The organism is Pantanalinema rosaneae CENA516 (assembly GCF_050753385.1).
GTDB classification, from domain to species: Bacteria; Cyanobacteriota; Cyanobacteriia; order Leptolyngbyales; family Leptolyngbyaceae; genus Pantanalinema; species Pantanalinema rosaneae.
This window is the reverse complement of record NZ_JBLZFZ010000009.1, coordinates 131,367-145,212: the sequence shown is the minus strand read 5'-3', so window position 1 is coordinate 145,212 and position 13,846 is coordinate 131,367. Positions and strand designations below refer to the sequence as shown.

The window sequence follows — 13,846 nt, the reverse complement described above, 5'->3', positions numbered from 1 at the left end:
ATTCATTGATAGAGAGCAAACGGATGGCGATGGAGCAAATTACATTGAACCGGGACGTTTATGAAGCCATCAATCAGGAGTTGGTTAGTCTACGACAACGGGTGATTGAACTGGAGCAAGCAGCCTGCGATCGCCAGCAAACCGCCACTGCCCTAGCTGAGAGTGAATTACGGTTCCGGCAAACTGTGGCGAATATTCCGGGGGCAATCTATCAATTTACGCATCGCGAGGGAGTCTGGTCGGTCGATTACATCAGTGAGCGGATCTGGGATATCGCTGGAATTACCGCAGAGGCGGTGATAGCCGATCTGAATCATTTTATCGATCGCCTGCACCCCGATGATTTAGTGGGCTTTGTTACATCAATCTCTGAGTCTGTGGAAAATGCGGCGACCTGGCAGTATGAGGGTCGCTTGATTCAGCCTAATGGGGAAATGCGCTGGTGGCAGGGTGCTTCTACTCCCACCGTGACGCAAACAGGCGAAGTGATTTTCTATGGAGTGATTCTGGACATTACCGATCGCAAACAGGCAGAAGCCGCTTTATGGCAATTAAATGATGATTTAGAAGCGCGGATTGAAGAGCGCACTGCCGAACTTTTACAGGCGATCGAGCAGTTGGAACAGGAGGCAAAGGAACGTCAGGAAGCCGAAGTCACGTTAAGTAAAAGCGAACATCGGTTTCAGAAATTAGCGGCTAATTTGCCGGGTATGATTTATCAGTTTCAGATGAATCCGGATGGCTCGATCGTTGTACCTTATCTCTCTTCTGGATGTCGGGATATTTATGAAATGGAACCAGAGGAATTACAGCGAGATCCAAATTTATTGATCCGAGCCGTACATCCCGATGAACGCCAACCGTTTTTAGATTCCATTTCGCTTTCTGCCCAAACTTTGCAAACCTGGCAATGGGAAGGTCGAATTACCACCGCGAAAGGACAAACAAAATGGCTGCAAGCGGTATCTCGACCGGAGAGGCAACCGGAGGGTGGAATTCTCTGGGATGGCATATTGATTGATGTCACTGATCGTAAACACACCGAACAAGCATTAGGAGAAAGTCAGGCACAGTTAGAATTATTCTTCTCTCAGTCTTTAGAAGGTTTCTTCTTTATGCAGATTGATCGTCCGGTGTACTGGGATGACTTAGTTGATCAACAGGAGATCTTGGATTATGTATTAACTCATCTGCAAATCACCCGAGTGAATCAAGCCTTACTGAACCAATATGGTGCTAGTCATGAGCAGTTTGTGGGGAAATCATTCGCTGATTTATTTGCAACTAGTCCAGTTCAGGCAAGAACCGCCTGTCGGCGATTATTAGATAATAAACACTTACATCTGGAGATGCAGACCCGTAAGCTGGATGATACTCCGATCTGGATTGAAAGTGATTTTTTAGGGGTGTATGACGCGGACGATCGCCTGACTGGCTTATTTGGGGTACAACGTGATATTACCGATCGCAAACAGGCAGAAGCAAAGTTACAACAGACCCAACAATTTCTCTCATCAGTACTGAATAATTTGCCAGTTGCCGTATTAGCCAAAGAAGCCAAAGAGTTACGATTTGCGTTGCTGAATCCCGCCGCGACGGAACTGTTTGGATTAACTCCAAATATGGTTCTCGATCGCAATGATTATGATTTATTTCCGAAGGAACAGGCAGAACTATTTACCCGCATCGATCGGAGTGTCCTGAATAGTAATCAAATTCTCGATATTCCGGAGGAAGAGGTTGAGATCAAAGGAGAAATCAGGATTCTCCATACTAAGAAAACCGCGATCCTGGATGATACTGGAGCACCAGAATACTTATTAATTATTACTGAAGATATCACTGAGCGCAAACAAGCGGAAGCCGCTTTACGGCAATCGGAAGCCCAATTACGCCAGCAGGCAACCGAATTAGAACAAACCTTGCGGGAATTGCAACGCACTCAGTCCCAACTGATTCAAAGCGAAAAAATGTCTTCGTTAGGGCAATTAGTCGCCGGAGTAGCTCACGAAATTAACAATCCAGTGAATTTTATCTATGGCAATCTTGCCCATGCCAATAATTACACTCAGGATTTACTGGGACTAGTTCAACTCTACCAAACCCATTATCCAGAGCCAGTAGCAGAAATTGTGGCGGAAGCAGAGGAAATTGATCTGGAGTTTTTGATGGAGGATCTGCCCAAATTACTCAACTCTATGAAAGTGGGGGCAGAACGCATTCAAAGAATTGTGCTATCGTTACGCAATTTTTCTCGCATGGATGAGGCAGAAATGAAAGCGGTCAATATCCATGAGGGAATTGATAGTACGTTAATGATCTTACAAAATCGTTTGAAGGCAAAACCGGATCATCCAGCCGTCCAAATTATTAAGGAATATGGTCAATTACCCCCAGTAGAATGTTATGTTGGACAGCTCAATCAGGTGTTTATGAACATTCTCAGTAATGCGATCGATGCTTTGGATGAACGCGATCGTCACCGCACCTGCCAGGAGATTGAAGCACATCCCAGTGTGATTTTGATTACGACCGAGTATGTCAGTCAAGAACGGGTGGTGATTCGGATTGTGGATAATGGGCCGGGGATGTCTCGCCAAACTCAACAGCGGTTATTTGATCCATTTTTCACCACGAAACCTGTGGGTAAAGGAACTGGATTAGGCATGTCTATTAGCTATCAAATTATTACCGATCGCCATCAAGGAAAGCTGCAATGTATTTCGTCCCCTGGGCAGGGAGCCGAATTTGTGATCGAAATTCCGATTCGCCAAAATCGCTATTAATCTTCTACAGGGGGCTTCCTCCAGATGGGTGAAGCGATCGTCCTGCTTTCGGCATAATCATCTGCTCCGAGTAGGGGAAGTTGGTGATGATAAGGAAACGGTATGGTAGAAGCATCAAAGGTTTCCAACCACTGCAACCCATGTACTCGGTATGAATCTGCAATCCAGGTCAAATCTGGTCAGTTGTTAACTCCCTGTTGCGATTAATTCTTAGAGCCGGATGCGATTCATTATGCAACTAAACCATGGTGCTTGTTAGACACCTCCTGAAGTGTTTGTTTGCCCCACCCTGACTCGATCGAGTTGCGGTGGGATTTTTTTGGCTATAGTAATCTCTCTAGTTCTAGCTATTTGTTCGCCGGTAATGGATCATAGGGGGATGGATGCTGAGGAAGTAAATCGGCGGCAATGACCACTGCGATCGATCAAGTTTGGCAACTGGTCTGGGGAGCCATCTGGCTGAACCCAGAAGCATTTCAACAGATTAATCAATTACCCCGTGGGTTAGAGGTAGCTCTGGCAATCACGTTGTTGGCTGGGTTATCGCAGGCGATCGGTCAAGGCATCATTCTATTTGTGAATCGGGTGAAACCGTTTCGCTTTGTACTCAGCCTGATCATTTCTGCCGTTTTGTTCGGATTTGGCTGGATCTTCTGGGTGTTAAGTACCTGGGTTGCCTGTAACGTGCTATTTCGCTTGCATCCTTCCCTGATAGCCGTTGGGCAGTCTTTAGGGCTATCCTATGCCCCGCAAATCTTCAGCTTTTTTATTGCCTTACCGTATCTAGGAGTTCCTGTTTCGATCGCACTATCAATCTGGAGCTTCCTGGCATTTTTAACGGCAATGCAGGCAACCCTGGGTCTCAGCCTCTGGCAGGCGTTTTGGTGTGGAGTATTGGGTTGGATGATGCTGCAAGTATTACAGCGCACGATCGGTCGTCCCGTGGCGAAGACAGGTCAATGGTTAGCCAATCAGGTAGCTGGAGTGAAGCTGGTAACTGACTTGAAGGAATTAGAACGGCTGGTACATCGGGAAAACATGAGTAACCGAGAATGACCCTGGATGATCGGGTTAGCCAGACCAGCGATCGAACGGCGACCTCAGCCCCAGCATCGTGGAGACTGGCTTACGGCGAATCTTGATAAATATCGAGTTCATCAATCCGGATTTCTACCGGAGCGCCGATTTCGGCGGGTGGACATACACGGATTCTGGCACTACTTGCGAAGGGTTCTAAGTAGCTCCCGATCGGCACAATATGATTGAGCACTCGCCAATTGATCACCTGATTGGGACAATTAATCACTAAGGTCAATGCGGTTGCCGTGGTCGTGAAATACCATTCACAGGAGATCAGCAATGCCTGCGTTACTCCATCGCAGGATTCATAGAAGCACTTACTCACCGCCGCTTCTAACTGCCGCCGGAGTAACTGATCAAGCTGAGTAATCGTTGCCGGGGGACTATCATCCGCAGGAAGGGAGAATTGACTCATAATCAACGTCATCGTAATAGGGCTGAATTGAGAACCAAGGATGCCCCTGTCTCTGGAACATGGATGGCTTCCCCTACCATCTTATTCGTTCCCTCCCTGGAAGTGCTGGCAGATCCCGTCAGGGAATGTTAATTAATCTGGCAATTTTCAAATTATCGTTGGCAATTTTACCGATCGCCGTTCACATTTCAACCTAATTGTTAAGTTTGACGATAATAGATTTGCAAAGCTTAATGACTATTGAGCCTGAATTAAGCTCAGCAATGCCAATACACCAAATACTATGATTATTATCCCGGAAATGCGATTGACCCACCGCAAGCCATCCAGGTTGAATCTTTGCCGCAACAGGCTAACACTACTGCTGAGGCACACCCACCATAACGCCGAGCCTATGAAAACCCCTAACACGAGGACTACCGCCGAGAGATGGTTTTTGGGGGTACTGGATAAACCTAATCCAGCAAACATCGCTGCAAAGGCGAGGATCGTCATGGGGTTGGCTAGTGTTAGTAACAGGGTAGAAGCATAAGCCTGTATGAGATTCGCTGCGATCGTCGATGCAGCCTGTTCCGCCGGTTTAGACAAGAGCGTTTTGATCCCCAAATAACACAGGAAAATCCCCCCAATTAAACCCAGCCAAGCTTTTTGATGGACTAAAACATTGGCAATTACTGTCAAACCAAAGCCCGCTATACAACCATAAATCGCATCAGCCGTTGCTGCTCCCAGACCGGAAACAACACCCACAATACCGCCCTCTGCCAGGGTACGCCGGATACACAAAACGCCGATCGGACCTACCGGTGCGGCGATCGCAAACCCAAGCACAATCCCTCTCAGTAGTAGTTCCTTCTCCATTCCAGGCTAATAGCGCTCTTTAAGGGCAACACAGCGTACACCTTAAGAGAGATTTTCATCCATAACGAACTCGGTTTGAATAAAGATACCCGTTTATGTATACGGATTAAGCTGCATGAGACGCGATGCTACCGGAAAGTTTGTGAACAACTGGAATTCAGAGACAAAACGCCGAGTCAGTGTATCTTTGACCAGTACAGCGTGGCGATTGCTGAAGCAGGTAGCTCAAAAACAGGGAATTTCTCGCTCTGAGGTGATTGAGCAGTTTGCTCGTAACCTGGATACAGTCCCCTCCAGCCACTCAGAAGAAACTCAGGTTAATTGGCTGCAAAACCAACTGCTGGAACAACAGCAGCAAAACGTCCTCCTCCAGCAGCAGCAACAGCAGTTAGAGAGACAGTTGGAAAGGGCGTTAGATCAACGGCAACCAACGGCAGCCGATTGCGATCGACAACAGGTAGAAGCCCTATTAGAGGAACTCCAACGCAAAGAACGACAGCAGCGATTTCTGATTGAACTGAACGATACCATCCGAGCCATTCAAGATCCGAAGGAGATGATGTGGCAGGTAGTTTGTGCCACAGGGCAGTATTTTAATGTGACTCGTTGTACTTACGGTGAAATTGATTCGACCCAGGACTATGTCATTGTCGATCGCGATTACTGCAATGGTGTCATTAGTGTTGTGGGTAGACACCAGATGGAGGTGTTTGGTTCTGATCTGATTGCGGAGTTAAAACAGGGCAAAACAGTTGTCGTTGATGATATCCGGTCTGATTCCCGCACCGTTGCAGGTAGTATCGCTGCGTTTGATGCGATCCAAACTCAATCGCTATTGTGTGTGCCGCTGGTGAGAGCAGGACGGTTCCTGGCATTGTTGGGATTGCATCATGCGGAACCGCGTCAGTGGACGACAGAAGATCGGATCCTGATGGAACGGGTTGCCGCCAAAACCTGGTTAGCTGTAGAGCGATCGCAGGCTGAAGAGGCTTTGCACCAAGCGCTACAAAAACTCAACTTCCATGTGGAAAATACGCCAATGGGAGTGGTTGAGTGGGATTGCGATTTTCGCGTGATACGCTGGTCGGCTGGGGCAGAGCGCATTCTGGGTTGGCAAGCCGAAGAAATTTTGGGCAAATACTTAACAGAAATTCCGTTTGTGTTTGAAGAGGATCAAGAGCCTGTTGCTGAGGTTTGCCACCGATTAGTGCATGGCGATGAACCTCATATTTTTTCTTACAATCGCAATTACACGAAAGCTCATGAGATTGTGCATTGCGAATGGTATAACTCCAGCCTCCGAGATGAATCAGGGCGAATGACTTCAATTATGTCGCTGGTTCTAGATGTCACAGAACGTAAGCAAGCGGAGCAGGAACGGGAGCAATTACTAGAGCGGGAACGAATTGCCCGATCGCAGGCAGAAAAAGCCCAGCACCAACTAACTATCCTGTTTGAAACCTCCCCCGTGGGATTAGCGTTGTTAGATGCAGAACAACGATTTATGGCAATCAATGAAGCTCTGGCAGAACTGAATGGACTATCCCGTGACCAACTTTTAGGGATGACAATTCCTGATTTGTTTAGCCAGGTTGATCCGAAATTAGTCGAAGTCTTGGATCAGGTTTACGTCACGGGTGAACCCTTTATCTCGCCTGACTTTGCCATGCATGCCCCCGGTCGCAGCGATCGTCGTCCTGGGTACTACAACGTTTACTATTTACCCACTACTAACTCCAATCACCAGGTAGAAAGCACTCTCGTTTATGTAGTGGATGTCACAGAACGGGTCAAATTAGAGCGCACTCAACAGTTTCTCTCTGAAGCCAGTGCGGTGCTGGCATCTTCGCTGGATTATCAAACTACGTTAGAACGAGTTGCCCAGCTCACTGTACCGGAGTTAGCAGACTGGTGTACGGTACATATTGTGGAGGAGACTGGTGCGATCGAGCAGATTGCGGTGGCTCACATCGACCCCGACAAACTGGTATGGGCGGATGAATTGCGTCAGAAGTATCCACTTGATCCGAAGGCCGCTCGCGGTACGGCATTCACCCTGCGAACTGGACAAGCTGATCTAATTCCTGAAATTCCCGATCAATTGCTGGTGCAGGCTGCTCAGGATGCCGACCATTTAGACGTTCTCCGGCAGGTTGGCTTCACTTCTGCCATGACGGTGCCCCTGCAAATTCACACCCAAATTATCGGAGTCATCTCGTTTATCTCGGCGGAATCTGGGCGACGCTATACGATCGCGGATTTGCAGTTTGCCGAAGAGTTAGCCCATCGGGCTTCGTTAGCGATCGAGAATGCCCAACTCTATCGGGAAGCCCAACGCGATCGTGCCAAGGCGGAAGCTGCTAATCGCATCAAGGACGAGTTTTTAGCGGTGTTATCCCATGAATTGCGATCGCCCTTAAATCCAATTCTGGGGTGGACAAAGATGTTACGCCAGCGGCGACTGGATGCCGCTAAAACTGAACAAGCTCTGGAAACCATTGAACGTAATGCCAAATTGCAAGCCCAATTGATTGAAGACCTGTTGGATGTGTCCCGCATTTTGCAAGGCAAGATGACTCTCAATATGATCCCCGTCAATCTAACGACGACGATTAATGCCGCTTTAGAAACGGTGCGGTTAGCGGCTGAGGCGAAAAAAATTCACCTGCATACGACATTTCATTCCCTCTCCGGGAGTGTTTTGGGAGATTCCAATCGGTTGCAACAGGTGATATGGAACTTGCTTTCTAATGCCGTGAAATTCACGCAACCCGGCGGACAGGTAGCGATTCAACTGGAACAGGTTGGCATGTATGCGCAAATTCAGGTGAAAGATACTGGGAAAGGGATTCATCCAAATTTCTTACCCCATGTGTTTGACTATTTTCGGCAAGAGGATAGCACAATCACCCGACACTTTGGTGGACTGGGTTTAGGGTTGGCGATCGTGCGGCAACTGACTGAGTTACATGGTGGAACAGTTTGGGTAGAGAGTCCGGGCGCAAATTTAGGCGCTATATTTACAGTGCAATTACCACTCGATTTAGTGAGTCAGGAATTACCTACCCAGATTGAATCGTCAGGAGAAACTATCACCTTAACCAATGTTCAAATATTAGTTGTCGATGATGATGCCGATATGCGGGAATTAGCATCATTTATCTTGACTCAAGCAGGTGCGCGAGTGATGACAGCCGCCTCAGCCATGCAGGCATTAACCCTTTTAAAGCAAGCCAAACCCGATCTGTTACTGTGCGATATTGGGATGCCAGAAATGAATGGCTATGACCTGATCCAACACATCCGAAAAGGGACTCCTGAACAGGGGGCAAATATTCCCGCGATCGCGTTAACGGCCTATGCTGGGGAAATGAATCAACAACAGGCGTTAGCAACTGGATTCCAAATGCATGTTGCCAAGCCTGTAGAACCGGAATGCTTAGTGCAGGCGATCGTTCACCTGCTGCATCCCAACCACGGATCATGAAGCTGGAACGGGCGTTTAAGAATGAATTCCCTACTTGTGCAGTGATGCTTGAGCCAGTAACCACTCTGAATCATAGATGCTGAGTAACTTTGTCAGCATTGCAAAGAATTGTGCTTCTGTCCCATCCAGCGATCGACGCACCCAAAATCCCCCGGATACATTGACGATATACCAGTAATCGTCGTCAGTAATTCGGTCAACAGCCTGGTCATTTTCGGTGGCTAAATAGTCTGCTAACCAGCGAAACTGTTCTTGGAGATGCAGCCCTACCGCCTCGGCTGGCAATGTTTTCTGAGTAATATGTGCCCAATACTCCTGTTTAATGGTGGCAAATTCCAACGGTTCACGCCCAAACCTCAAGGCGTTAGTTCTGCCTGTTCTCAGCAACTCCTGATATTGGCTGCGAGCCAGATTGTATCTTTCCCGAAAAGCCTCAAACTCTGGGGGACTGGCAAACAAAATTTGGTGTGACTTGTAGAAAGCTCTGGCAACTGGTTTGATTTTATCGTTGTAAGCGAGTTGAATTTGTTGCTTCAGTACATTATCACCAGGATCAATAATGGCTTCCTGTTGAATCCAGGTTAAAAACTCCGGATTGTAGTACCCAAACTCATAGCCACCCTCAAAGTTCAGTTTGAAATCGGTGTGGGGGCCCTGCCGGAACGCTGGTAAACCAGAAATTACCCTGAGTTTGCCATAGTCCACGAAAGGTTTAATCCTACAGTAAAGATCGCGTAATCCAAAATCTAACCATGTGCCACATTCCGCCGCTTCCGAACTTTTTTGGGTGGGTTTCAGACTGATCCAGGCAGAGTGAATCAGTCCTTCTTGTCGTTGTTGTTCAGCAATTTGTACATTCCAGAGTTGAACGGCGGCGAAACTTGCCAGTCCCAGGGAAAGGGCGGAAAAACTCATAAGGCTGACGATCGTATGCCGACGGCGATGTTTCTTTTGCTGCTCTTGTTGCCGTTGCCACTCCACACTAGCCTCAACAAATTGCTCTTCTTCCGGGCTTAATTCGCCAATATTTTTAAAGGCATTCCTGCGTCTAAACTCGACAATTTGTTCTAGCCGCGAGCCTTTTAAAAGCTCGTCCTGTGCTTGAGATGGATTGTGTGAGTGGATCTTTTGCCATCGCTTTGTTTCACTTGATAACCAATTCTTGAGGATGATAACTTCCTTTTCCTCCTCCAGCCAACATTTTAATCCTTGCCAGGATGACAATAAAATTTCATGGGCAATTTCGACTGTGGCAGCTTGTTTTAGACTGTTTGGATGACTTCCTCTCAGCGCATCGGGGTTAGGGTTTTCGCTACTACTGACCAACAACTTTTCTTCAATGAAACGGCTGAGGATGATTTCAACTGATTCACCAAAAAATTCATCCCGGTATGCCCGTCTACTTACGGCTTTGCTACCGGAATCAGTATCAACAATGTTTACCAATTTTAGAAAGATTTGCTTAGTGGTGGTTTGTTCCTCTTGCTTCAGTTGGCTGTAGATTTCGTTAACCCGCTTTTGTAAGGCTCCTCTTACTCCTTCTAGCGCTGTATAGCTTTTCCTGGTTAAAGTACGCCCAACAATATTGGGTAGACCATGATCATCCAGGGATTGACACTCACTTTCCCACAGCAAGTTGAGGGTATATTGCAATAAGGGGAGATACCCTTTTTGTCCTTCAACTTCTTTGATAATTTGTTCGATCAAACCCTCTTCAAACACTACGCCATGTCTAGCGGCGGGTTGCTCGATCGCCTGTCGTAATTCATCTGGATACATTTCAGTCACCAGATGTAGATTGTTTTGATTGGCGATCGCGCCTAAATTTGGGTAGAAACTAAACTGTTCCAGAAAATCCGACCGCATGGCTAAAACGATCTTGACCGAACTATCCCCAGACTGGGCAACTTGAACCAGTCCTGAAATAAAATTTTTGCGTTTGTCTGCATCCTCACACAGCGTGAATAGTTCTTCAAATTGATCAACAAAAATTAGCCACCGTTCTCCTTGCCGTTTTAAGGTGCTAATAATTTTTGGGAGCGTATCTTCTTGCCCTTCTAAAGCCATCTCAGCGTCTAATCGAGAGAAGTTATACTCCTTTTCTTCATTCAGTAAACACCGATGAAGCGCCGCAAATGGATCGTGATTTGGGGTAAAGATCAAGTCGTAAAAAGTTTGAGTATCTAAAGACTTTTTTAACTCAGGAATTAATCCAGCTCGTACAACGGAAGACTTACCACTACCAGATGCTCCCAACACCAAACTCAGAGGACTGTGATTGACTGCCTCAAATAATCTGGCAATCAACTGATCTCGACCAAAAAAGCGATCGCGATCTTTGAAGTTAAATCGCTTCAGTCCCAGATAGGGCGAGGTTTTAATCAGCGATCGTTGAGTGACCTCTGTACTGATGGTTTGAATGATCTGAGTTTCAATCTTAGTGCCAATCTGTACAGGGGCAAAGGTCAAGTTACCACTAACATGAGTGCCCTTAACCAAATTATCTTGGGTTTGCAATTGGTGATCTAAAATGGGTTGGTTCATTGTAGGAGCATCCCTTGATGGTTGTGTTCACAGCAGCAATCTGGCAGCTAGTTCAAACGAGACTCTTCAGCCTCATCTTGGTTTGAATCCGCATTTGACACCACTAACGTCGCTGGTTCGCTTGCACAGGCTTAAACTCGAAGTTGCCTCCCACCGTCACACCTGTGATGGAGTTGGTTTGGGTTTGATGTATACCTGCTTGATCACCCACCTGTTCGTTGAGTTGTGTGAGTAATGCTTGAGCGAGTTTAACGACCTCAAGATCATCGTTGACTTTAGCGATCGCAAGTTCTTCTTGTAGAGTGGCTTTGCGAGCTTCTGAATCTGGCTTCTTTTCTAACTTCTCGATCGCATCTATTAGATCACTTTCAGCGCTAAATTTTCTTTTCAATAGCGCTTTCAGGGCTTCATAACTATCTTTAATGATATCTTTTGCTAATCCTGTACTAATCGCCGTGACGATCGCGGTCGTAATGGGATCCATACGTGATTCTCTCCGAAGAAACATCAGTTTGCTTAGTGATCTCCTTCAAGCGGCTAGAGGCGATTTACGGTTGCTCTAGCTACCTCATTAGAGTGATTCGCAGGAGTAAAACTGATTAACTTAAACGTTTCTTCGTAGCAAATAGCTGAATGTTGATTGGCTCTACAAAACTACATCCAGCTAATTCTTGCTGTTAGTCATTGGGGATGGTGACATGCACAATTTTTGCGGGAATGCCAACCGCCGTCGCACCGGGGGGAATATCATGCAGTACAACCGCGTTAGCGCCAATCTGGGCATGATCTCCAATCGTGACGGCCCGAATCACTTTGGCTCCCGCCCCAATGTCTACATGTCCACCCATCTTAACGCCACCTACGATCGTCACCTGCTGAAGCAATAAGCAATTACAACCAATGCGGGCATCGGGATGGATCACTACCCCGTTAGGATGCGTTAATAAAAGTCCGCCACCGATTTGACAATTGAGGGGAATATCGGCACCAGCAACGATACTCCAGAAGCGATGCTCCAACACACTTAATTTACAGAAATAAGCTGCCAGAATTCCGCCTTTCTTGCGCCATTTTTGGTAGCTGCGGATTGATTTGAGTAACTGACGACTGGGATCCCACCACTGGCGGATTTCCTCACGACTCCAGTCTGGTTCAGTTGCAGATATTACAGATAAGTTTTCTTTGTTCATTGAGCTAGCAGGAATGATGGCTTCAGAATCTATAAACCAACCGATCTCAGTATAAAACAATCCACCCAATGCCATCCTGGGCACATCGGTTTCACATCATTAAGGAGCGCAGATTTATTCAGGTGTAATTTTGTGTAGGGGCGTGGCATTTGGTAAAAAGTCCTTGTCATTGCCCCAGCAATCTCTGCCAAATGCCGCGCCCGTAAAGAGAGAGGCGGAGTTATTTAATTCCCATTCCTAAGTAACGTTTTCGTGGCGATCGTTGAGCGATATTTCCAAGCTGTGATTAACTGGTGAAACAATGGCGCTTGCAGCGATACCGATTCGCTCTATTTGTATATTTATGAACCAACGGTTCACTGATTTAGGTTTAACATCCCGCCGCCAGTTTCTTCAGTTGGCATCGATCGGGGTAGCCACGGCGACCCTCCCTACCCTGCTGAGTCAGGCAACGCTGGCTGAAGATCGGAAGACATCCTCTCCGATCGCCTTCGATCCATCCTCTCCGATCATCAAACCACCGATGTTAAAGCCCGGAGATACGGTGGGTATGGTGGCTCCCGCGAGTAATGCCTATGAATTAGAGGAGATTGCGATCGCCAAAGAAACTATGGAGCAATATGGCTTTAAGGTGGTTTTGGGACAACATATTGCTGCCCAATACGGGTATTTGGCAGGAACCGATCAACAACGTGCTGATGATCTGAACCAGATGTTTCAGCGTCCCGACATTAAAGGGATTGTCACCTTTATGGGTGGCTATGGCTGTAGTCGCTTGCTGCCGTTATTAGATTACGCTCAAATACGTGCCCACCCTAAAGTCGTGGTTGGGCATAGCGATATCACAAGCTTGCTACTGGCAATTCATCGGCAAACGGGCTTAATTACCTTTCATGGCTCCTCTGGCTTAACTGGGGTGGGGGACTATGCCCGATCGCATTTCCGTCGAGCCATCATGTCAACTGCCCCAATTGGAGAAGTGGCTAAACCACCCCAGCCACCGGAGGGACAAGTAGAACGCAATCATCGCTTAGTGACGATCGTGCCGGGTCGGGCAACGGGTCAGTTAATTGGTGGCAATTTGACTCTGGTGACGAATCTGTTAGGTACACCCTTTGAGCCAGATACCCGAGGCAAGATTCTCTTTCTAGAAGAGATTGGCGAAGAACCCTATCGGGTCGATCGCATGTTGACCCAACTGTGGTTAGCGGGCAAATTACAACAGGCGGCAGGCATTGCCCTGGGGCATTTTGTCGATTGCTACCCCAAAGAACATCAACCCTCCTTTCCCCAAACCTTGAGTTTAGAAACAATCTTGCGCGATCGCTTTGAGCCATTGCAAAAACCAACGCTCTATAACTTGATGTTTGGTCATATTCGAGAAAATGCTGTATTACCGATCGGAGCCACAGCCAGTTTAGATGCAACCGCAAAAACGCTACAAATTGATGAGAGTGCTGTAATTTAGCTGATTTTTGCTCAA

At 47.1% G+C, this 13,846-nt stretch carries 9 protein-coding genes; 4 read left to right on the top strand and 5 right to left on the bottom strand.

Annotation, left to right across the window (positions count from 1 at the left end; genetic code table 11):
* Nucleotides 1–23: 23 nt before the first annotated feature.
* Together ACN4EK_RS07345 and ACN4EK_RS07340 are read left to right on the top strand one after the other, a co-directional pair.
* Nucleotides 24–2,786, top strand: coding sequence for a PAS domain S-box protein (locus ACN4EK_RS07345; protein ID WP_431657116.1), 2,763 nt, complete (start codon nucleotides 24–26; stop codon nucleotides 2,784–2,786).
* A gap of 408 nt (nucleotides 2,787–3,194) precedes the next feature.
* Entirely contained in the window at nucleotides 3,195–3,842 is a 648-nt protein-coding gene (locus tag ACN4EK_RS07340) for a hypothetical protein (RefSeq protein WP_431657114.1), read from the top strand.
* A gap of 70 nt (nucleotides 3,843–3,912) precedes the next feature.
* On the opposite strand, the gene ACN4EK_RS07335 is transcribed toward ACN4EK_RS07340, so the two are convergent.
* Complete coding sequence (locus ACN4EK_RS07335) at nucleotides 3,913–4,281, bottom strand: hypothetical protein (RefSeq protein WP_431657112.1); 369 nt, start codon at nucleotides 4,279–4,281, stop codon at nucleotides 3,913–3,915.
* Nucleotides 4,282–4,518: 237 nt separating this feature from the next.
* Nucleotides 4,519–5,142, bottom strand: a complete 624-nt coding sequence (locus ACN4EK_RS07330; protein ID WP_431657110.1) for a LysE family translocator — start codon at nucleotides 5,140–5,142, stop codon at nucleotides 4,519–4,521.
* Nucleotides 5,143–5,257: 115 nt separating this feature from the next.
* On the opposite strand from ACN4EK_RS07330, the gene ACN4EK_RS07325 reads away from it, so the two are divergent.
* Nucleotides 5,258–8,629 carry a PAS domain-containing protein gene (locus ACN4EK_RS07325; RefSeq protein WP_431657108.1) on the top strand — a complete coding sequence of 1,124 codons (3,372 nt, stop codon included), beginning with the start codon at nucleotides 5,258–5,260 and terminating at the stop codon, nucleotides 8,627–8,629.
* 30 nt (nucleotides 8,630–8,659) lie between these two features.
* On the opposite strand, the gene ACN4EK_RS07320 is transcribed toward ACN4EK_RS07325, so the two are convergent.
* From ACN4EK_RS07320 to ACN4EK_RS07310, 3 genes are all read right to left on the bottom strand, one after another.
* A complete protein-coding gene (locus ACN4EK_RS07320; RefSeq protein WP_431657106.1) occupies nucleotides 8,660–11,173 on the bottom strand; it encodes an ATP-binding protein in 2,514 nt (837 codons plus the stop codon).
* Nucleotides 11,174–11,276: 103 nt separating this feature from the next.
* A complete protein-coding gene (locus ACN4EK_RS07315) occupies nucleotides 11,277–11,657 on the bottom strand; it encodes a hypothetical protein (RefSeq protein WP_431657103.1) in 381 nt (126 codons plus the stop codon).
* A gap of 193 nt (nucleotides 11,658–11,850) precedes the next feature.
* Nucleotides 11,851–12,363 carry a serine O-acetyltransferase gene (locus ACN4EK_RS07310; protein WP_431657101.1) on the bottom strand — a complete coding sequence of 171 codons (513 nt, stop codon included), beginning with the start codon at nucleotides 12,361–12,363 and terminating at the stop codon, nucleotides 11,851–11,853.
* A 301-nt stretch (nucleotides 12,364–12,664) separates the two neighbouring features.
* Between ACN4EK_RS07310 and ACN4EK_RS07305 the strand changes: the two genes are divergently transcribed.
* On the top strand, nucleotides 12,665–13,831 hold the full coding sequence (locus ACN4EK_RS07305; protein WP_431657099.1) for a S66 peptidase family protein: 1,167 nt from the start codon (nucleotides 12,665–12,667) through the stop codon (nucleotides 13,829–13,831).
* The last annotated feature ends 15 nt before the right edge of the window (nucleotides 13,832–13,846 follow it).

What these genes read in the sequence shown, in the direction of transcription:
- ACN4EK_RS07340 (WP_431657114.1), top strand. Translation starts at nt 3,195, where the DNA reads ATGACCACTGCGATCGATCAAGTTTGGCAACTGGTCTGGGGAGCCATC.
- ACN4EK_RS07310 (WP_431657101.1), bottom strand. Translation starts at nt 12,363, where the DNA reads ATGAACAAAGAAAACTTATCTGTAATATCTGCAACTGAACCAGACTGG.
- ACN4EK_RS07335 (WP_431657112.1), bottom strand. Translation starts at nt 4,281, where the DNA reads ATGAGTCAATTCTCCCTTCCTGCGGATGATAGTCCCCCGGCAACGATT.
- ACN4EK_RS07315 (WP_431657103.1), bottom strand. Translation starts at nt 11,657, where the DNA reads ATGGATCCCATTACGACCGCGATCGTCACGGCGATTAGTACAGGATTA.
- ACN4EK_RS07305 (WP_431657099.1), top strand. Translation starts at nt 12,665, where the DNA reads ATGGCGCTTGCAGCGATACCGATTCGCTCTATTTGTATATTTATGAAC.
- ACN4EK_RS07345 (WP_431657116.1), top strand. Translation starts at nt 24, where the DNA reads ATGGCGATGGAGCAAATTACATTGAACCGGGACGTTTATGAAGCCATC.
- ACN4EK_RS07330 (WP_431657110.1), bottom strand. Translation starts at nt 5,142, where the DNA reads ATGGAGAAGGAACTACTACTGAGAGGGATTGTGCTTGGGTTTGCGATC.
- ACN4EK_RS07325 (WP_431657108.1), top strand. Translation starts at nt 5,258, where the DNA reads ATGAGACGCGATGCTACCGGAAAGTTTGTGAACAACTGGAATTCAGAG.
- ACN4EK_RS07320 (WP_431657106.1), bottom strand. Translation starts at nt 11,173, where the DNA reads ATGAACCAACCCATTTTAGATCACCAATTGCAAACCCAAGATAATTTG.